Source organism: Paucibacter sp. DJ2R-2 (genome assembly GCF_025717675.1).
Classification (GTDB): Bacteria; Pseudomonadota; Gammaproteobacteria; order Burkholderiales; family Burkholderiaceae_C; genus Paucibacter_A.
In genome coordinates, this window is record NZ_JAJIRT010000001.1 from 157,485 (window position 1) to 177,226 (window position 19,742).

Sequence of the window (19,742 nt, forward strand, 5' to 3'; positions counted from 1 at the left end):
ATTAGCTCCTTGAACTGTTGGCGAAGAAGTTAGCGTTTGACCGCCGCTCAGCCGTTCACCGCGCTGATTTGCAGCTCGGTGTAGGTCTGGCGATGGCCTTGACTCTTCTTGTAATGCTTACGACGACGCAGCTTGAAGATGCGCACTTTGTCGTGCTTACCGTGAGCCACAACCGTGGCAGTGATGCTAGCGCCAGCAACCAAGGGAGTGCCAACCTTCAGTTCAGCGCCGTTGCCGACAGCCAAAACTTGGTCGATCACAATCTCTTGGCCAACATCCGCAGCAATCTGTTCTATCTTGATCTTTTCGCCAGCCGCAACTTTGTATTGCTTGCCGCCGGTTTTTATGACCGCGTACATATCAGCCCTTTCAATTAAACCACCTGCACTATCGGAGCAGCATCCGATCACCCGGAACCGCTCTTTCGGCTTTCGCCCGTACAGGCCTAACTCTGCAGCATGAACTGCGCAGAGCCCGCGAGTGTAGCACGGGGCAGCGAACCCCACAAGCCGGGCTTCACCGCTGTCCCCTCCCAGCCGCGCCGCGGCCGGAGGGCGCGCTGGCCGCGCGCCGCTTGAGGCGAGCAGTGCGACGCTGTTCCTATAATCACAGCTTCGCCAAATTGAGAGCCGAGAGTGCACGCTGCGCCTGCTTCGTCCCCCTCCCCCAAGCCCGTGCTGAGCGAGGCCCTTGCCACGCTGAACGCCGAGATGCTCGAAGTCGACGCCGTCATCGGCCGCCGGCTTGGCTCTGACGTCGCGCTGATCAACCAGATTGCGGGCTATATCGTTCACGCCGGTGGCAAGCGCATCCGCCCCAAGCTGGTGCTGCTGTTCGCCAACGCCCTGGGCTACGACAAGCCGGAGCGCTTTGAGCTGGCCGCCGTGATCGAGTTCATTCACACCGCCACGCTGCTGCATGACGATGTCGTCGATGAATCCTCGCTGCGCCGCGGCAAACAAACTGCCAATGCCCTGTTCGGCAACGCCGCCAGCGTGCTGGTGGGCGATTTCCTTTACTCGCGCGCCTTCCAGATGATGGTGTCGGTGAACCGCATGCGCGTGCTGGAAGTGCTGGCGGAGGCGACCAATGTGATTGCCGAGGGTGAAGTGCTGCAGCTGATGAACATGCACGACCCGGACATCACGGTCGACAGCTATCTGCGCGTGATCCGCTACAAGACCGCCAAGCTCTTTGAAGCCAGCGCCCGCCTTGGCGCCGTGCTGGCCGACGCCTCATCCGAAGTGGAAGAAGCCTGCGCCGGCTACGGCCGCGCCTTGGGCACCGCCTTCCAGCTGATCGACGATGTGCTCGATTACGAGGGCGACAGCCAGGCTCTGGGCAAGAACGTCGGCGATGACCTGCGTGAAGGCAAGACCACCCTGCCCCTGCTGATCGCCATGGAGCGCGGCAGCCCGGAGCAACGCACCCTGATCCGCCATGCCATCGAGCACGGCGAGCTGGAGCGCCTGAGCGAGATCGTGGAAATCGTCCGCACAACCGGTGCGTTAGAGGCCACGCGCGAAGCCGCCCGCGCCGAAGCGAAACTGGCCCGCGACTGCCTGAATTTGCTGCCCGCTAGCAAGTGGCAAGAATCTCTGCTAGAATTTGCGGCTCAGTCGGTTGAGCGGTCCTTTTAAACCCCGTTTAAAAAGCACCTGCGCAGAGCGGCAGAATGAACAAGTCAGAAAAACAAATCGGGGTGTAGCTTAGCCTGGTAGAGCGCTACGTTCGGGACGTAGAGGCCGGAGGTTCGAATCCTCTCACCCCGACCAGTTATTTTCTTGTTCAAACCCCTGCGATGAGGCAGATCGGTTCCGCGAAACCCGCAGCCCTCCAAGCCACACACATCCAACGCTGCATTCGCAGCGTTTTTTGTTTCTGGCTCCCCTTTTCTGCTTCTGCTGCAGCACAGCGGCCCTGGCGCAGCGATCACGCCCAGGCCGCTGGCGATCAGCGCAGGCTGCGCTGGGCGACGCCGAGATCGCGCCAGTCCTCGGGATGGCAGGTGAAGAGCAGCAGCTGGTGGCGCTGCGCGGCGTCGAAGATCACGCGCTTCATCTGCGCCAGGCGCTGCGCATCGCTGTGCACCAAGGCGTCGTCGAGGATGAGCAGCGTTGGCCGGCCGGCTTCCTGCAAGAGGTCGGCATAGGCAAAGCGGCTGATCAGGCCCAGCTGCTCGCGAGCGCCGAAGCTCAGTGCTTCGAAATCTCCGATCTCCACGCCGCGCTGGAGCAAGCTCGGCGTCAAGGCCTCATCCACATCGAGCCGGGAATCCGGGAACAGCAGCTGCACATAACGCTGCAAATGCTGCTGCAGCGGTGCTTGCAGGCGGGCCAGGCTGGCCTGTCGTTTGCCGTCAAGCTTGCGGCAGAGCAGATCGAGTGCAGCGGCGCGCAGCCGCAGCTCATGCCAGCGGCGCTGGGCACGCGCCAGATCCCCGGCGCTTTGCTCGCGCTGCTCGTCCAAGCCCTGCGCGCCGGCCTGCAGCAGACTCTGCTCGATCAGCTGGATCTGCACCGCAAGCTCCTGATGGGCCTGCTGCAGTTGCTGAACGCTGCGCTGCAGGCGCGCGATGTCTTGCTGGACGATGTCCGGCCGCGCGCGGTCCAGGCTGACTTGCAAAGCTTCAATGCGTGCGGTCAGGGCCGCCAACTCAGTCTCACCGGCCAACCACTGCTGCTGATGCTCGCGCTGCCGCTCCATCCGTCCTGGCTCAGCCAGCTGGGCCTGGGCCAGCTCCAATTCGCGCTGAGCTTGAAGCTGCTGGGCCTCGACCGCGCTGTGCGCCTGCTCCAGGCGACCAAGCTGCTGGCGGGCCGCATCTTCCAGACGCTGGGCCGCGTCGAGCGCAGATTCAGCCTCAGCCAAGCTGAGGGCCGTCGTCGCTTCACCGGCGGCCTGGTGCGCCAGCGCATCCTGCAAAACCAAGAGCCGAGCCTGCAGATCTGCCTGCTCCTGCTGCAGCCGTGCCAGGCCCTGAGGCGCGCTCAAGGCCAGAGCCTGCTCGGCCAGCTTGAGCTGGGCCAAGGCTTCCTGCTGAGCGGCATACCGACTCTCGGCCTCGGCCAGGTCATGCACACCCAAACGCTCCATCGCCGCGGCATGCCCTACCCGCGCCTCGCTCCAGCGAGCCTCCAGACCGTCCAGATCCTGGCCGCCCGGCGTGATGCGCAAGCGGCCCAGGCCCGGAAGCTCGAGCACCCCTGGCGCGGCCAGCAAGACCTGACCCTGGCCCTCCAGTGATTCCGCCTCGGTCTGCCCCTCCTGGCGCAAACGCAGCTGCTGGCCCGCATCCAGCTTGAACTCCAGCCTGGTGGCCAAGGCCTGGCGCTGCAAACTCAGCTCGCGCAGACGCTGATCCAGCTTGCGCAAGGTATCCAGGTCGGTCTTGGTGAGCGGCCGCTGCTGCGCCTGCGGCGCACGCAGCGCAGCCACGCGCTGCTGGGCGGCCTCGGCGTGTTGCAAGGCCTCGATCGAGCGGGCTTGCTGATGCTGCGCTGCTTCCAGCTGCTGCCGGGTCTGGCGCGCGATTTCGGCCTGCCGCGCATGTTGCAACTGGACCTGGGCCTGGCGCACCTGGGCGCTGCTGTGCTTGAACTGCTCGCGCGCCGGGGCCAGACTAGCCTGCGCTCGCAGCAGCTGTTCGCTGGCCTGAGCCAAGGCCTGCTCGCGCTGGGTGGCAGCCCGTTCCTGTTCGGCAAAAGCCTTCAGCTGCCGCTGCAGCAGTTGCTGCTGATTCTGAAGCTGGCTCAGGCGCTGGCGGGCCTCGCCCAGCTGCTGCTCGCTCTGCTGCAAAGCGGTCTGCGCCTGCTGGGCCTGCAGCAACTGCTGTTGCAGCTGCTCCCAGGGCCGCTCCTGCTCATCGCGCTGGTGCTGGCTGCGCAAGTGGGCCAGGCGGTCCACATCCTCGCGGTAACGGGCGATCTGCAGGTCCAGGTCCTGCAGCGATTGTTGCAAGGCCTGCACCCGCTGGGCGGCCTGCTCCAGCTCAGCGCGAGGCTTGCCGGTGGCCGTGAGCAGCTCGCCGCGCTGGGCGCGCAGCTCGCTGAGCAGCGCATCGCCGCCGCTGGCCGCGACCTGGGCGGCTGCGCCCTGCCCCAGGCGCTCGGCCTGGCTTTGCAAGGCGCCGTGCAGGTGTTCGCGGGCATGCTGGGCCGCCTCGCGCAGGTCCTGGCCCGTGCCCTGCTCCACCCAGAGCAGACCCGGTATGCCCCAATGCTCGGTCTTGCTGGCGCCGCGGCTGGCGAAGCCGTAACCAAAGAGCTGGGCCAGATGGTCCTCGGCCTCGGCGCCCTCCAGGCCCCGAGCATCGATGCGCAAGTCGCAGCGCGGCCGTTTGCCAAAACTCTTGGCCAGACGGTACTGGTGGCCGTCAAAAGCAAAGTCCAGCTCCACGCTGGGCGCGGCGCTGCTGTCGCCCCAGGGCAGCAGATCGCCCACGGCCGAAGAGCGGTGCCGCTCAAAAAACGCGGCACGGATGGCGCGCACCAAGCTGCTCTTGCCCGCCTCGTTCGGGCCGCAAAAGATGTTGAGGCCGGGCTGCAGGTTCGCCAGCTCGAATCCTTGCCGGAACTGCCGCAGCTGCTCGACGCGCAGGCGGCTCAGTTGCAGAGGCGCGCTCATGCCGACAACTCCGTGCGGCGCTGGGCCAGAGCAGCAGTCAGCAAGGCCAGGGCCTCGCGGGCGATCTCGGCCTCGCCAGGTTCCTCCGAGGTCGAAGCCGTGCCGGCAGTTCCCAGCTCGCGCAGCTCCGCAATGACCTCGGCCAGATAGCCATCGGCCTGCAGGGCGGCGATGTCCTCGTCGGTTGGCGCCAGGCTCAGGGCCGAGGCCTCCACGCTCAGGTGACGCAGGCGCCCGCGCAAGACGGCCAGTGCGGCGTTCAAGCGCTGATGCAGGTCCAGCGCCAGCTGTCCTTCGAGCTGCAAGCTCAACACGGTCTGGGCCGGCAAGGCCTCCAGGCGCTGCAGCAAGCCGTCCAGATCGCTGGCCACGCGCAGGCTGGCGGACAGCTCCAGCCAGTCGAACTGCGCCGTGCGCAGCGCCTGCACGCGCGGCTCTGCACCGGGCGCGTCGATCTCCACCAGCAAGGCTTGCCCCGAATCATTGGCCTTGAACCGATCGGGCTCGGGTGTGCCGCTGTACCAGCAGCGGGCCTCGATGCGCTTGCCGCCATGCCAGTCGCCCAGGGCCAGGTAGTCCAGGCGCGCACGCGCTGCGCGGTCCGGCGCGATCGGGTTGGTCGCGTCGACCATGGACTCGGCCAGGATGCCTTGCACGCTGCCATGCGCCAGGCCCAGGCGCAGCCAGCCCGCCGGTGTTTCGGCCGCGTCGAACCAGGCCGTGCTGTCCCCGTAAGTGTGGCGTTGGCTCAGCGGTGCCGGCAGGATGGCCGTGCGGCAGGCCTCCAGCAGCAAGGGCTCAGGCCGCAGGGCCAGATGCACATGGGCAGGCACCGCGCCCAGGCGCTGCGCGCGCGTCCACACGCTCTCGGCCAGAGCCGCATCGTGGTTGCCCGAGATCAGCACCCAAGGCCCGCTGAAGCCCGCCATGGCATTGAACATGCGGCGAATCGTGCGCTCCGACACCGTCTGCGCATCGAACACATCGCCAGCCACCAGCACCGCATCGACCTCATGCGTACAGGCCAATGCGGCCAGCCGCTCCACGGCCGCCAAGCGCGCCTCGGCCAGGGGCAAGGCATCCTCGGGATCGAAGCTGCTGAACAAGCGACCGATCTGCCAATCGGCGGTGTGCAGGAATCTGGGCATGGGCTGCAGGCGTGAAAAAATTTCAGTGAGGAAGACTCAAACAGCCAGCAAGTCCAACAGGCCACTGGCCCGCCGGGTGCGCTGGCGCAAGGCCTGGTGGAAGGTGTGGGCCTGGGGGCTGACCAGGGTGAAGAACTTTCGGGCGCGGGTGATGCCGGTGTAGACCAGCTCGCGGCTCAGATGGCTGCCGCCTTGCTCTGGCAGCACCAGCACCGTGTGCTCGAACTCCGAGCCCTGGGATTTGTGCACCGTCATTGCAAACGCCGTTTCCACATCGTTGAGCCGGCTCACGCCCACCGAGCGCAGCTGTGGGCCGTCGAGAAAGTAGGCACGCAGGGGGATCAGGCCCTGGGCATCGAGCAGCTTGTGCGGCTTGAGCGCGATGCCGATGTCGCCGTTGAACACACCGACGCTGGGGTCGTTGCGCGTGACCATAATGGGCCGGCCCTCGTACCACTCGCCGCGCCGGCTGAGCAGGCCCGCCTCGGCCAAGGCCCGCTCCACCGCCAGATTGATCCCCTCGGTGCCCCAGACGCCGGCCCGCACGGCGCAGAGCAGGCGAAAGCGCTCGAACTCGCCCAGCACCCGTCGCGCCCAGTCCTCAAAGGCCAGCAGGCCGGCTTCCGCCGGCGGGCGCTGGCGCAAGGCCCGCAAATACGAGGCATAGCCGCCCGGCGCACCGGGCCGCCCCTGCAGGGCCAGGCGCAAGACTTCAGCCGGCTCGGGCGCGGGCAGCTGCAGCAAGGCCTGATCTTCTGCTTGCGCCATCAAGCCTTGAGCCGCAGCCACATCGCCGCGGTTGACCGCCAAGGCCAGCTGGCCGATCGGCCCACCAAAACGCCGGCTTTCGCGCAGCATCACCGTGGCCTGGGCCAGGGCTTGAGGTTGCTCGGCCTGCAAGTAGTCGGCCGGCAAGACCTGACCCGTGGCCGCCTGCGCAAAAGCCGCGGTGGCCGCGCTGTAGCCGCCACGCTCGGCCTCGCGGCAGAGATCCCCCAGCACCGCGCCGGCCTCCACCGAGGCGAGCTGGTCCTTGTCGCCCAAGAGGATCAGGCGCGCGCCGGGCGGCAGGGCCTCCAGCAAGGCTGCCATCATCTCCAGATGGACCATGGACGCCTCGTCCACGATCAGCACATCCAGCTCCAGCGGATGGGCCGCATCGGCGCGGAAAGCGCGCGTGTCCGGCCGTGCGCCGAGCAAGGCATGCAGGGTGCGCGCGGGGCCGATGTGGGAGGCCAGCTCGCGCAGATCGAAGTCCGGCGCCAGCGCCTCGGCCAGGCCTTGCAGGGCCGATTCGATGGACTGCTTGAGCCGCGCTGCCGCCTTGCCCGTGGGCGCAGCCAGGGCCACGCGCAAGGTCTGGCGCTGCGGGTGGACGGCGAACAGCAGTGCGAGCAGGCGCGCGGCCGTGTAGGTCTTGCCCGTGCCCGGGCCGCCGGTGATGACGGCCAGGCGGCTGCGCAAGGCCACGGCACAGGCCAGCTGCTGCCAGTCCAGGCCCGCAGCCGGTGTGGGGAACAAGCGCCCCAGCCAGGCGCGCAGCGCCGCCGTGTCGAGCCGCTCGGTCGCCGATACGCGCGCCAACACCTGGCTGGCCACACGCTGCTCATACTGCCAGTAACGGCGCAGATAGAGGCGCTGGCCATGCAGCACCAGCGGGCTGTGGCTGTCGGGCGCGCCGGGCTGCCAGACCAGGGGGCTGGCCGCCAAACGCTGCGTCCACTCGCCCGGGGTTTTCGGGAGATCCAGCTCCGCCAGCCGCTGCGCCGGCTCGGCGCCCCAGCCCAGCAGATCGGGCGCATCCTCGCAGAGCTGCGCCAGGGGCAGGCAGGCATGGCCGCGCCCCTCCAGATGGCTGAGCAAGGCCACGGCCAGCAAGACGGCCGCATCGGCCTGCGGGTCCAGCTCGTGCATGAAGCCGGCCAGGGCGGCGTCCAGGCGACGCAGCCACTTGTGCTGCACCCAGGATTTCAATTCCTGCTGCAGCTCGGAAGGCGTCATCGGGTCTCTGTTCATGCCCCTTCCTCTTGTTCTTCTTGATGCTGGGTATCGATCAAGCCCTCCAGCCCCTCCAGCAGCGCCAGAGGTGGCCGAACCCACAGGCAGCCCGCCTCGGGCCCGTCCATGCCGCGCATGAAGAGGTAAAGCGCGCCGCCCAGGTGCTGGGCCGGGTCGTAATGCTCGCCCAGGCGCTGGCGCAGCAGGCGGTGCAGGGCCAGCAGATAGAGGGCGGCCTGCACGTCATAACGGTGTTCGGCCATGGCGGCCTCCAAGGCCTCGTGGTCGTAATCGGCATCACGCTCGCCCAGGGCGTTGGATTTGTAGTCCAGCACCCAGAAACGCCCGCCCTGCTCGAACACCAAGTCGGCAAAGCCCATCATCAAACCCTGCAGCGCCCGCTCGGGCAGGGCCGGGCGCGGCCGGCCGCCGAGCAGATGCTGGCGGCAGAGCGCGTCGATGGACTGCGAGCTCAGCCCGCTGCTGGGGAACCAGAATTCCATTTCCGGCAGCAGCGCGTCCAGGCGCGCGAGCGAGGCGCCCTCGCTCAGCGGCGGCAGCGGCGTTTGCAGCAGGCGATTCAACCAGCTCAAGACCTCGTCCGACCAGTTGCCCCAGCCCTGGCGCTCGCAGCGCGCCCGCAGCTGGGCTTGCAGGGCCGGAGACTCGGCCACGGCAAAGCCCTCGCCGGCCAGCCATTCAAGCTGATCGTGCAGGAAATTGCCGGCAAAGGCGCCGCGCGGAAAGCGGTGCCAGGCGGGCAGCACACTGACACTGCTCGCGGCTTGGCTCTCCAAGGGCGCCTGCGCCGCCAGGGCCGCAGCCTCGGGGTCGGCCAGGCGGTCTTCGTCGTCGCGCGCGGCGGCGTCGCTGATCAGGCGGCCGGCCTCCAGGGCCGGTGCCTTGGCGCTACTGAGCGCGCGCACCAGGGCCGAGAAGCTGCTGACCGTCCAACGGCGCTCGAACTGGGCCTCGTACACCTCGGCCTCGCGCAGCGGCGGCGCCGACTCGCGCGCTTGCAGCGCGCTGCAGGGCCAGTCCGGGCGGTAGATCAGGCGATTCAAATGAATGCCCGCCGGGTCGCCTGCGGCCAGATCCGCGGCCGAGGTCCAGAGCTCCTCCGGTGTCTGCGGCACACCGCCACCGAGCACATAGCCCAGGGCGCTGCGGTGCGCCTGGCAATCCTCGCTCTGACCCACCTTCAGGGCCGAGACGCCCAGCCACAGGGCATGGCGGGCGCGGGTCAGGGCCACGTAGAACAGGCGCAGGTCCTCGCGCTGGCGCTCCAGATCGGCGGCGGCGATCTGCTCGGCATCGGGCTCCAGATGCAGCTGCTGCTCCAGCTTGACATAGCGCGCGCGGCGCTTGTCCACGGCGCGGAAGCTGGCGGCAAAGGGCAGGAAGACCAGCGGGTACTCCAGGCCCTTGGATTTGTGCACCGTCACCACCTTGACCAGATCGGCATCGCTCTCGAGGCGCACGATCTGCTCCTCGCCGCCTGTGCTGCCGGGCTCGGCGATCTGGGCCGCCAGCCAGCGGATCAGGGCCTGCTCGCCGTCCAGCTGGCTGCTGGCCGCCTGCAAGAGCTCGGCCAGGTGCAGCACGTTCGTCAGGCGGCGCTCACCGCTGACCTGCAGCGTCAGGCCCGCAGCCAGCCAGCGGCTGGGCAGCTGCAGGCGGTGCAGGGTCTGGCGCAACATGCTCAAGACGCCCTGCTGCTGCCAGACACTGTGCAAGGCCTTGAGCTGCTCGCTGCGCAGATCAAAGGCTTCGTCGTCGCGGGCCAGTTCCGCCAGCTCGGCCAGGCTCAGGCCCAGGGTGGGGCTGGCCAGGGCGGCGCGCACCAGGCGGGCATCGAGCGGCGAGGCCACGGCACGCAGCCAGGCCAGCAGGTCGCGGGCCTCATCGCTGGCGAAGACCGAGTCCTTGTCCGACAGGTAGACCGAAGCCAGGCCACGCCGCCGCATGGCCTCACGCACGGCCGAGGCCTCGCGGGCATTGCGCACCAGCACGGCGATGTCGGCCGGGCGCAGGCGCTGGAAGCTGCCCTGGGTTTCGTTGCGGAAACCGGCCTGCTCATCGTTGAGCAAGCTCACAATCGTCTCGGCGCAGACCTCAGAAAAACGCTGCAAGCTGGCGCGGCCGTCCTGCAGATCCTGGTCCAGCCACAGCTGCAGTGCCGGCACGGCACCGCGGCTGCAGACGAAGACCTCGGCCCTGCCACGCGCCGCCACCGGCTGAAACGGCAAGGGGCTGGCCTGCCCCGCGCTGCCCAGCAAGAAGGCGCCGGCGTCAAAGGCCTCGGCCCGCTCGAAGACAGTGTTGACCGCCTGCACCAGCGCCTGCGTCGAGCGGTGGTTGGTGCCCAGCAGGAAATGCCGGCCCTCGGTCTGGCGGCGCACGTTCAGATAACTGTAAATATCGGCGCCACGGAAACCGTAGATCGATTGCTTGGGGTCACCGATCAGCAAGAGCGTGCTGTCGCGCGCGTTGTCGGCGATGCGGTAGAGCCGGTCGAAGATCCGGGTCTGCAGCGGCGAGGTGTCCTGGAACTCATCAATCAAGGCCACCGGGTACTGGGCCCGCATGCGCTCGCGCAGGCGGCGCGCATGTTCGCCATGCCGCGCTTCATCGAGCGCCTCGTCCAGGCGCTGCAGCATGTCGGCAAACCCGAAGCTACCGTCCTGGCGCTTGAGCTCGGCCAGGCGCTCGCGGATGTGCAGGGCCGCATGCAAGCGCAGCGGTGCGCTGGCCGAGGGCAAGGAGGCCAGGCCGGCGAGCAACTCTTCGAAGGCGGCGAACTCGGGCGGCCAGTCGGGCTCGGCAGCATCGGGCTTGAGCGCTTCTTTCATGCCGCGGAGCGGCAAGCGCTTGAGGGCCGAATCGCTGAGTTCCAGCGTCTCCTGCTCCGGGTCGAGCGCCCATTCGGCCAGGGTTTTCAGCCAGGCGGTGTAATGCCGCGTCGCCAGCTTGCGCTTGTCGAAGGCACATTGCTTGGGCGCCAGCTGCGCGTCGATCCAGCGCTGCATGGCCTCGGCGCGGTCGGCCCAGCCGTCCTTCAACAAGGCCAGCGCTTCCCTTCGACGGGCCTGCAGCTGCTCGATCAGGCCGCCCAGCGAGCCCGGCAGCGCCTGCTCAAAACCGGCGCCCTCACTCGCCTGGTCCAAATCCTGGGCCATCAAGGCCTGCGCATCGGCGCCGAGCGCTGCCACGCCGGGCCAGACCTCGAACACGGCATCCAGCTGTTCGCCGGCCAGCGGGTAGACCTGCTGGCGCCAGTAGTCCTGAGTGGCGCCGTCCAGCAGCAGGCGCTCGTTGGCCACCAGCTCTTCGTCGAAGAGGCAGCCGCTGTCGAAGGCATGCTCGCGCAGCATGCGCTGGCACCAGGCGTCGATGGTGTGCACGGCCGCTTCGTCCATGCCCTCGGCCGCGGCGGCCAGGCGCCAGGCGGCAGCGCGGCGGCCGGGGCCTTCGGGGTAGGCCTCGAGCAGCGCTTGCAGCAGCCCATCGGGGGCGGCCAACTCGCCGCGGAACACACGCGCCGCTTCCAGCAAGCGGGCGCGGATGCGGTCGGACAGCTCGCGCGTGGCTGCGCGGGTGAATGTCATCACCAGGATCTCGGCCGGCAGCAGCGGCCGCTCAAAAGCCGCCTCCTCGCCGCCATGGCCCAGCACCAGGCGCAGATAGAGGGCCGCAATCGTCCAGGTCTTGCCGGTGCCGGCGCTGGCCTCGATCAGGCGGCTGCCCCAGAGCGGGAAGCTCAGGGGGTCGAGGGGAATGCCCGGAGTGTTCACGGTCTCGCTCATGGCTGGGCCTCCAGGTTCGACACATCGCCCTGCACGGCTTCATGCAGCTGCATCACCACGCCTTGCTCGGCCCAAGCGCGCAGCGGGCCGAAGAGACGCTGGGCCAGATCGACAAAGCGGCCGTCGGCGCTGAGTGCGGCGTAGCTGGGGTAGACGCGGGTGAGGCTCATCTCCTCGCCCTCGCCCGGCATGGCCTGGCGCCCCGCCGAGGCAAAGCCGCCGCCCTCGAAGACCTCGACCGGCTTGCCTTTTTCGGTATCGAGAAAAGCCAGCGCGGTCTTGGGCGCCAGCGGCAGCGGTTCTTGCGTGCCTTGCTGCCACAGCGCGATCAGATCGGCCAGCAGGGGCTGCGCCTCCTCCCGGCTCAGCGGCTGCAGCTGCAGCCAGGCATCACGCCCGACCAGCACGCCGGGCACGGTGTCGAAACCGCAGCTGCTGGCCGCCAGCATGCGCACCCAGGGGGCGATCAGTCGCTCCATGCGCAGCGCCGGCGGCTTGCCTTTGGCTGCGGCCTTGCCGCACAGGCGGCTGGGCAGCAGCTGCAGCCAGACGCGCTCGGCAAACAGGCCTTCGCCGGCCTGCTGCAGCCCGTCGAGCCAATCGTCCAGCGGGCCCAGGCGCAGCGGGGCCTTGGGCGCGGCATCGGGGTAGTCGGCCTGCAGGCGCAGCCAGCGGTCCAGCATGGGCAGGAGTTCCTCGGCCAGGCGTTGCTCCTCACGCCGGCCCAGCTCGGCCATGGGCAGGCGGCCGGCGCGCTGCAGGCGGGCAGCCTGCAGGCGGATCAGCTCGGCCAGATCGCCCTGATTGAGCGGCGGCGCGGCGCTTTGCAGGCGCTGCTCCTGGGCATTGAGCACCTGATCCAGCAGACCGGCCAGCAGGCTGTGGTCTTGCAAGCCATCGAGCGCGAAGGCCTCGGCGTCCTCGCCGGCCTCGTCTTCCGCATCCTCGAAGTGCACATTGAGCCGGCGGCGAAAGAACTCGCGCACCGGGTTGCGCAGAAAGGCGACCAGGGTGGCGAGCTTGAGCGGCGCTTGTTCCTCCTCGGCCGCAGCATCCATGCCGACGGGCTCGCCGCTCACCGGCTCCGCTTGCAGATGCGCATCGCGCCACTCGCGGGCATGCGTGAAGCGGCGCGGATCGGCCGGCTGCTCGAAATAGCGGCGGCTGAAGGGCTGCAGCGGGTGCTCGGTGCTGAGCGCCTCGGGCAAGCCCTGACCCCAGCCGGCGGCCAGGTAGTCGCGCAGCTGCGAGACCAGCACCGAAGGCGGCTGCTCGCTGTTGTCGCGCGCGCTGCGGCCGCTCCAGCTGATGTAGAGCTGGCGCCGCGCCGAAAGAACGGCCTCCAGCAGCAGCTGGCGGTCGTCCAGCCGGCGTGAGCGGTCGCCCGGGCGCAGCTGGCCGGGCAGGCCCATCAAATCGAAATCGCTGCGGGTGCTGCGGCGCGGGTAGTCGCCATCGTTCATGCCCAGCAGGCAGACCACTTCAAAGGGCACGGCGCGCATGGGCATCAAGGTGCAGAAGGTGACGCCGCCGGCGCGGAAGCGCTTGCTCAGGCCCGGCTCGTCCACCCCGTCCAGCCAGGCTTCGCGGGCCACGGCCAGGTCCACCGGCTGATCCACAAAACCAGCCGCCTCGCAGGCCTCCAGCCAGGCAGAGAGGCCGGCGTTCAGCGCCGCCAGGCTCAGGCGTTCGCGCTCGTCGCTGGCTTCGAAGAAAGTCTCCAGCAAGGCGCGGCCGCGTGCCGCCCACTCGGCCGGCGTGGCCAGGCTGGCGCTCTGCGCCTGCCAGTCCAGCAAGGCGCCGAGCAGATCGGCGAGCGAACCGGCCAGATGCGCCTCCAGCCCGCCGATCTCACCGTAGGGCTCGATGCCCTGGAAGGCTTCGCCCTGGCCGCTGGCAAAGCCCAGCAGCATGCGGCGCAGGCCAAAGGCCCAGCTGTTCTGCTCGCCACAGGCCGCCAGGCCCAGGCTGGCGCGCTGCTCGGCGTTCAGGCCCCAGCGGATGCCGGCGCCGCTGATCCACTGCGCCAGGCGCGGCAGATCGGCCGGCTCCAGGCCGAAGCGCAGGGCCAGGCCCGGCACATCGAGCAGATCGCGCAGCTCGCTGGCGGTGCAGCGCGCTTGCGGCAGTCGCAGCAGCCACTCCAGCGCCACCATCAGCGGGTTGTTGCCGCGCTCGCTCAAGTCGGCAATGTCAAAAGGAATGTGGCGCGCATCGCTGCGCGCGTACTGGCCAAAGACCGAGCGGATGGCCGGCGCAAAACCCTCGACATCGGGCAGCATGACGACGATGTCGCGCGGCTGCAGCTTCGCCACCCCCGGCGATGGCGGCGCGGCCAGCAGGCTCAAGAGCTGGTCGTGCAGGATCTCGACCTCGCGCTGGGCGCCGTGGGCGATGTGGAAGACGATGGAGCGGTCTTGCAGCAAGGCCGGCTCGGGCGCGCTGCGGCCGTAGCCGGCATGCTCGGCCAGGGGCACCAGGTCGCGGATGCGGGCCTGCACCTGCTGCAGCAGGCTGCCGCCCTCGCCTTCGGCGGCACCCTCATCGAACAGGTCGATCTTGGCCGCAGGGAAGCGGGCCTGGGTCTGGGCCGCGTCGTCAAAGGCATCGAGCGCGCGCACGAAATCGCGGCCCTGGCGGCCCCAGGCGGCCAGCAAGGGGTGGGCATGGGCATGCATCTCCTCCAGCGGCAGCTCGGCCAGATCGCGGCCCTGGCGCAGGGGCTGGCGGCGGCGCTGCTGAAGCAGTTGCTGACGCAGCAGCTCGCGGCCGTCGATGATGTCGGCCCAGTGGTAGCGGCAGGGGTTGGGCAGGGCCAGGATGACCTGGCAATGGCGCGCCAGCGCGGCCAAGGCCTGCAGGGTCTGCTGCGGCACATGGGTCATGCCGAACAGCACCAGGCGGCGCGGCAGGCCGCGCGGCGGCTGGCGCTCATCCAGCAAGGCCTGCATGAAGCGCTGGTGCAGCACCGGCCGCGTGCCGGCCCGCTCGGCCGCCGAGAGCGGCTGCAGCAAGGCACGCCAGAGCCAGGCCTGCCAGCGTTGATCGGGCGCCAGCGGCGGGGCCTGGCGCAAGTCCAGCTGTTCGCCCGCCGGGGCCAGCTGGGCGGGCAGCACATCGTGGCCGAGGCCCCAAGCGTCCAGCCAGTCGCTGCGGTAGATCTGGTACTGGTCGTACAGATCAGCCAGGCGCTGGGCCAGCTGCAGGCGCCGGTCCAGGCCACCGCGCTGCAGAAAATCAGCCAGCGGCGCGTAAACCTCGGCCGCCTCTGGATCGCTTGCCGCTGATTCCAGCAGTTCGGGCAGCAAGCGCATCAGCCGCCAGGTCAGCGGCAGCTTGTCCAGCGGCGACTGCGGCGGCACCGTCTCGCGGCCCAGCAGCTGGCGGTAGCTGCGCCACATGAAGCGGGCGGGAAGCTCCACCCGAGTGGCGGCGCAAATGCCGCGCTGACTGGCCAGCTGCATCTTCAGCCACTCGGCCACGCCATTGCTCTGCACCAGCAGCACCTCCTCTTCCAGCGGGCGCAAGGGGCTGCGGCGCAGCCACTCGAACACCGCATCGCCCAGCAGCTCGGCACGGTTGCCGTGCAGGACCAGCAGGCCGGGGGTGATGTCGGTGGATGGGAGTGCGCTCATGGAAGGGATGGGGTCTTGTTCTGGCCGAAGGTCGGCGTTCCTCGCGCCGGGCCAAATTCAAGCACAGAACTGAAGCGTCCCTCGGAAATAGACAAGGGCGGCACGAGGCCGCCCTTGTATCCCACAGCGCCTCAGGCGCTGCAACATCGCTCGCCTCACGCGCTGCGATGTCGCTCGCTTCAGGCCTTGGCCGGCAGCGGCTTCTTGTTTTTCTCAGCCAGCATCTTGATCAAGCCATCGATGCCGTTGGCGCCGACTTCCTGCGCAAAGGGGTTGCGGTAGGTCTGCACCATGGAGGCACCGAGCACATTGAAGTCCCAGATCTTCCAGATGCCGGCTTCCGACTTCTCCAGGCTGTAATTCAGCTGCAACGGCTCGCCCTTACCGACGATCTGGGTCTTGATCTCGACGTGGCCGCCATCGGCCGCGCCCGGGCGCAACGGCAGCTGGCGGATGGTCTGGTCCTTGAACTGCGAGAGCGCGCCGGCATAGACGCGCAGGAGCAAGCCTTTGAACTCGGTCTTCAAGCGCTCACGCTGCTCGGGCGTGGCCTGATTCCAGTGTCGGCCCACAGCGCTTTTCGTGGTCTTGTCGAAATCGACATGGGGCATGATCTTCTCGTCGACCAGCTGGACGATGCGCTGCAGGTCGCCGGCCTGAATCGCCTTGTCTGCCTTGATGGCCTCCACGGTTTCCTGCGACAGCTGACGAATCAAGGTGTCGGGCGCGCTGGCATCAGCGGCCAAAGACAAGCCCGGGTTGATGGCCATCAGTGCCAGCAAGCCCGAGGCCAAGGCGGCGCGGCCGCGGCGGGCCAAGCTGGAGGTGGAGGGGGATGCGTCTTTCATGGCGAACCGTTTCCTTCTGGTGCGCCCGGGCAAAGGCCCCGGCGGTGTCGAAACGGCAGCGGCCCTGCCCTTTGCAGGCGCCAGCCGACTCGGCGGACGGCCGATTCTGAAAGCAAGGCGCCAAAAACAACAGCACAGCAAAGGCAGTGCCGCGCGGCGCGCTCCTGAGCAGCGCGAGGCGCCCCCTCAAGAAGCTGCCAGGGTCAGGTCATGCCTGACTTCGAAGCCGGACGGCAAGCCAGACAGTCCCATTGTGCTCTTACGAGCAAAGTCTGCGCTCCAGATCAGCCCGCTCTGGTGTGCGACAGCCGCGTCACAAAACGTCGTGACATGTCGCACACAGCGCGCCGGATGTCTTTGACACTGCAGTCCTGGGCAGCCAAGCCTCCCCTCTCTTTTTTGATCCTCGACCAGGAACATGCCATGACATCCAAACTTCATGCCCTCTGTGGCGCCGCACTGCTGGCACTGGCCCCACTGGCCCAGGCCGATCTCGTCAGCTGGAGTTTCCAAGGCCAGCTCATTGGCGTGGGAAGCACGTCAAGCCACCAGCTGGGCGACGGCTTTCAGGCGGTGGTGAACTTCGACACGGCAGCCAAGGAACTGACGCCCGTCAATCCCAACCGGCATTCGCTCGACATTTCAGCCCTGACGATCCGCTACCAGATCGGCACAGACAGCTGGCAGCAGCTGGACGCCAGCGCCGGGGGCTTGATCTATGTGCGCGACAACCAGCTCAACCCCCCGGACCCCACGGGGCCGCTGGTGGACGGCCTGACATTTCAGCTCGGTTCCGTCTCGCTGATCCTGCGCTGGAGTGACTTGAATGCCATTGACTACAGCCAGGGCCTCTTGCCCAGCACGCCGCCAGCGCTGAACCAGGTGGTGGCTCAGCAATTTCAGGACAACGGCCAAGGCCTGATTGGACGGATTGACACCGTCAGCGCGGTTCCCGAGCCCGAGTCTTATCTGATGTTGCTGGTGGGCCTGGGCTTGATCGGCGCCCTGACGAAGCGCCGCGCCCAGCAGCCGGGCTGAGAGCCTGGAGAGGCGCCGCGTTCAGCGATCCCGCACATGGGGATTGCTGCGCCGCTCGGCGCCAAAGCTGCTCTCCGGGCCGTGGCCGGGGATGAACACCGTCTCGTCGCCCATGGGCCAGAGCCGCTCGCGAATCGAGGCCAGCAGCGTGGCATGGTCGCCGCCAGGAAAATCAGTGCGGCCGATGCTGCCGGCGAACAGCACATCGCCTACGAAAGCACGCGCAATCGCCGGCGAATGAAACACCACATGCCCAGGCGTGTGGCCGGGGCAGTGACGCACATTCAAGGTCTGGCGGCCAATCTGCACGGTGTCGCCATCGGCCAGCCAGCGCGTCGGCGCGAAGGGCTCCGCGGCTGGGAAGCCGAACATCTGACTTTGCTGCGGCAGGCCATCGATCCAGAACTGATCGCCCGGGTGCGGGCCGATGATGGGCAGCTGCAGCTCTCGCGCCAGTTGCCCGGTGCCGCCGGCATGGTCGATATGGGCATGGGTCAACCAGATAGCCTTGAGCGTGAGGCCCTGCTGCTGCACCGCCGCAAGAATGCGCGGCAGGTCGCCGCCGGGGTCGATCACCGCCGCGTCCATCGTCTCATCACACCAGACCAGGGAACAGTTCTGCTGGAAAGCGGTCACGGGGATGGTTTGGTAGCGCAGGGTCATGGTGAAGGAGGCTGAGAACACAGTTTCGAATTTGCGGACGGATTATCGAAGTCTTGGGGCTCGGGTCGGCCCGCAGGAGGACAAAGAATCGAAGCCAGCTCTAGCACTCGGTGAATCCGGGATTTCGATGAGAGCACAGGGGTGGAAAAAGTCTGGCCCTCGATGTTCCCCAGTTTTCACAAGCTCAGATTTGAATTGCAGCATCAACGCCAAGAAGGCGGCAACAGGCTGAACAGAGTCACTCGCTATCTGCTCGTCATGGACTCAGGCGGAACGACCGCCCGATACACTGGCCCGGTGAATCCCAACGAATCCAATCCTCGCGTTTCGAGAGCCTTTCCAGAGGTCCGTCGTCTGCTGGAAGCTTGGAATGGCTTCCCAGTGCTGAGGGAAGTGATGCGTTTGCACGGCGACCTGGGCGTCCATGTAGCCGGAGGGGTGGTGCGAAACGTATTGATGGGTCGCGAGGCCGTGAGTAAGGACTGGGACTTGTTCCTGTCTGGTCCGTCCGTCGGTGCAGCCATCGAGTGTTTCAACCGTGGAGGCAAGCTGTCCACCACGCCGTATGGAGCGCCTCGCTGGGCGCCTTATGACGAAGCAGCCGGGTACGCCGATCTGATGCCGATTGCCGGATTCATACCTGGCCTGTGGCCGTGCGAGGACATCGTGGACGTGTTGAATCAGTTCGACTTCACCGCGAACGCCGTGGCGTTCGACCTTCGCACCGGCCAAGCATTCGACCCGCAGAACGGCGCCCGTGACGCGGCGCGTCGGGTCATGAGGATGATTCGCTTTGACTATCCGGACGGCCCATATGCGGCCGGCGCCAACTTGGACCGGAACGTCGTGCTTTGGTTTCGTATCGTGCACTATGCCAGCCGCCTAGGCTTGACGATCGAGCCGCTCACCCGGAACTGGCTCCTAGCGCGCGGCGATCAGCGCCATCATGCTGAAGCGTTTGAGCGTGAGTTCTTTACGCCCGATTTGCATGCCTGGAAGACTCTGTCATGACTGAGCAGGCCTTCGACACCGCACCGCCGGGCCTCACCGATGCCGCAGCGGCCATCGCGGGAGAACTGACGGGGTCCCGCGTTTTGAAGTCTGAGCGCGTGCTTGCAGGAATGATGACGTTCAAATGCCGCGTCATGACGGCGGGCGGCCATGACGTCATGGTGCGCTTCTACCCGCCGGGCCGAACCAGTCTTGTTCACCAAGAGCCCGACCTGCTCAGGCTTTGCTCTGATTTGGGTATGCCTGTCCCGCGGCCAATAGGTGATTCCAGGACCGGTCCGCCGGCGCCTCTTGCTTACGTCGCTTACCCTCGCATCGCCGGTGTCACGCTAGCACAGAGGCTCCCTCACCTTGACGAACGGCAGCGGCGACTTCTGGCCGAGGATTTGGCACGGCACCTCGCGGGACTGCAGCAGCTTGGATTCAGCGGCGCTGGCGAGCTGATTTCGGCAACTGAAGCGCTTGACGAAGAGTGGGGCGTATTCGTTGACCGTTGTATGCATCAAGGCTTGGACGCCGTCCGTGAGCACAGCCTACTATCGCCACAGCTGATCGGCGCGCTGGAGAGTGTGGTGCTGCCCGGAGCCCCCGAGCCTGCCGTCGTAACGGGACGTTTGGTCTGGGGCGACATCAACTTCGAGAACGTGCTCGTTGCTGACAATGCAACCGTCGCGGCACTCATCGACTTTGAGGGATGTCTGAGTGGCGACCCCCTGGCAACCTTGGGATACTGTCAAGCGGTCCATGGGCCGAGCCCCTTCTTCAGGCTTCTGCTGGACGCTTCACCGGGAGCCGAGCCCGGGCGGCAACGTGCCGGCATTGCCTGGTATGCCGTTCTCCGCGCTATGCGTTTGGCTCGGTATGCTCACCTTGCCTTGCCGACTGGCCGCCCGAGGGACCCGCTGATTCGGATCCTGCCCGGGCTGGAGGAGGCTGTGTCGATACTGCAGGCTGCGCGCCCCTAGCGTC

Annotated in this window: 12 protein-coding genes and 1 tRNA gene; 5 read left to right on the forward strand and 8 right to left on the reverse strand. The window is 67.5% G+C overall.

The annotated features are described in order from the left end of the window. Window positions 1-47 precede the first annotated feature (47 nt). The gene (gene rplU / locus LNV28_RS00710; protein WP_263516960.1) at window positions 48-359 is read right to left on the reverse strand and encodes a 50S ribosomal protein L21; all 312 of its coding nucleotides are present in this window, start codon (window positions 357-359) and stop codon (window positions 48-50) included. A gap of 351 nt (window positions 360-710) precedes the next feature. Between rplU and ispB the strand changes: the two genes are divergently transcribed. Further along, entirely contained in the window at window positions 711-1,640 is a 930-nt protein-coding gene (gene ispB, locus LNV28_RS00715) for an octaprenyl diphosphate synthase (RefSeq protein ID WP_263517167.1), read from the forward strand. A 58-nt stretch (window positions 1,641-1,698) separates the two neighbouring features. Next, window positions 1,699-1,775: transfer RNA gene (locus LNV28_RS00720), tRNA-Pro, on the forward strand. Between the two features lie 178 nt (window positions 1,776-1,953). Here LNV28_RS00720 and LNV28_RS00725 read toward each other — a convergent pair. The 6 genes from LNV28_RS00725 to LNV28_RS00750 all read right to left on the reverse strand — a co-directional run bounded on the left by LNV28_RS00725 (window position 1,954) and on the right by LNV28_RS00750 (window position 16,061). Then, window positions 1,954-4,626 carry an AAA family ATPase gene (locus LNV28_RS00725; protein WP_263516959.1) on the reverse strand — a complete coding sequence of 891 codons (2,673 nt, stop codon included), beginning with the start codon at window positions 4,624-4,626 and terminating at the stop codon, window positions 1,954-1,956. Continuing rightward, on the reverse strand, window positions 4,623-5,774 hold the full coding sequence (locus LNV28_RS00730; protein ID WP_263516958.1) for a metallophosphoesterase family protein: 1,152 nt from the start codon (window positions 5,772-5,774) through the stop codon (window positions 4,623-4,625). Before LNV28_RS00730 ends, LNV28_RS00725 begins: the two co-directional genes overlap by 4 nt. Before the next feature lie 36 nt (window positions 5,775-5,810). Then, complete coding sequence (recD, locus tag LNV28_RS00735; protein ID WP_411969882.1) at window positions 5,811-7,790, reverse strand: exodeoxyribonuclease V subunit alpha; 1,980 nt, start codon at window positions 7,788-7,790, stop codon at window positions 5,811-5,813. After that, window positions 7,787-11,578: an exodeoxyribonuclease V subunit beta gene (gene recB, locus LNV28_RS00740; protein WP_263516957.1), complete on the reverse strand. Its 3,792-nt coding sequence runs from the start codon at window positions 11,576-11,578 to the stop codon at window positions 7,787-7,789. The genes recD and recB overlap by 4 nt, the downstream gene beginning before the upstream one ends. Then, window positions 11,575-15,213: an exodeoxyribonuclease V subunit gamma gene (recC, locus tag LNV28_RS00745; RefSeq protein WP_263516956.1), complete on the reverse strand. Its 3,639-nt coding sequence runs from the start codon at window positions 15,211-15,213 to the stop codon at window positions 11,575-11,577. The genes recB and recC overlap by 4 nt, the downstream gene beginning before the upstream one ends. A 179-nt stretch (window positions 15,214-15,392) precedes the next feature. After that, window positions 15,393-16,061, reverse strand: coding sequence for an MlaC/ttg2D family ABC transporter substrate-binding protein (locus LNV28_RS00750; RefSeq protein ID WP_263516955.1), 669 nt, complete (start codon window positions 16,059-16,061; stop codon window positions 15,393-15,395). A gap of 423 nt (window positions 16,062-16,484) precedes the next feature. Between LNV28_RS00750 and LNV28_RS00755 the strand changes: the two genes are divergently transcribed. After that, window positions 16,485-17,099, forward strand: coding sequence for a PEP-CTERM sorting domain-containing protein (locus tag LNV28_RS00755; protein ID WP_263516954.1), 615 nt, complete (start codon window positions 16,485-16,487; stop codon window positions 17,097-17,099). A gap of 21 nt (window positions 17,100-17,120) precedes the next feature. Here the strand turns inward: LNV28_RS00755 and LNV28_RS00760 are convergent, their stop codons facing one another. After that, the gene (locus tag LNV28_RS00760; RefSeq protein ID WP_263516953.1) at window positions 17,121-17,762 is read right to left on the reverse strand and encodes an MBL fold metallo-hydrolase; all 642 of its coding nucleotides are present in this window, start codon (window positions 17,760-17,762) and stop codon (window positions 17,121-17,123) included. Window positions 17,763-17,903: 141 nt separating this feature from the next. On the opposite strand from LNV28_RS00760, the gene LNV28_RS00765 reads away from it, so the two are divergent. Together LNV28_RS00765 and LNV28_RS00770 are read left to right on the forward strand one after the other, a co-directional pair. After that, window positions 17,904-18,773: a hypothetical protein gene (locus LNV28_RS00765; RefSeq protein ID WP_263516952.1), complete on the forward strand. Its 870-nt coding sequence runs from the start codon at window positions 17,904-17,906 to the stop codon at window positions 18,771-18,773. Continuing rightward, window positions 18,770-19,738 (forward strand): phosphotransferase family protein, encoded by a 969-nt coding sequence (locus tag LNV28_RS00770; RefSeq protein WP_263516951.1) that lies wholly within the window; start codon window positions 18,770-18,772, stop codon window positions 19,736-19,738. Before LNV28_RS00765 ends, LNV28_RS00770 begins: the two co-directional genes overlap by 4 nt. Window positions 19,739-19,742: the final 4 nt, after the last annotated feature.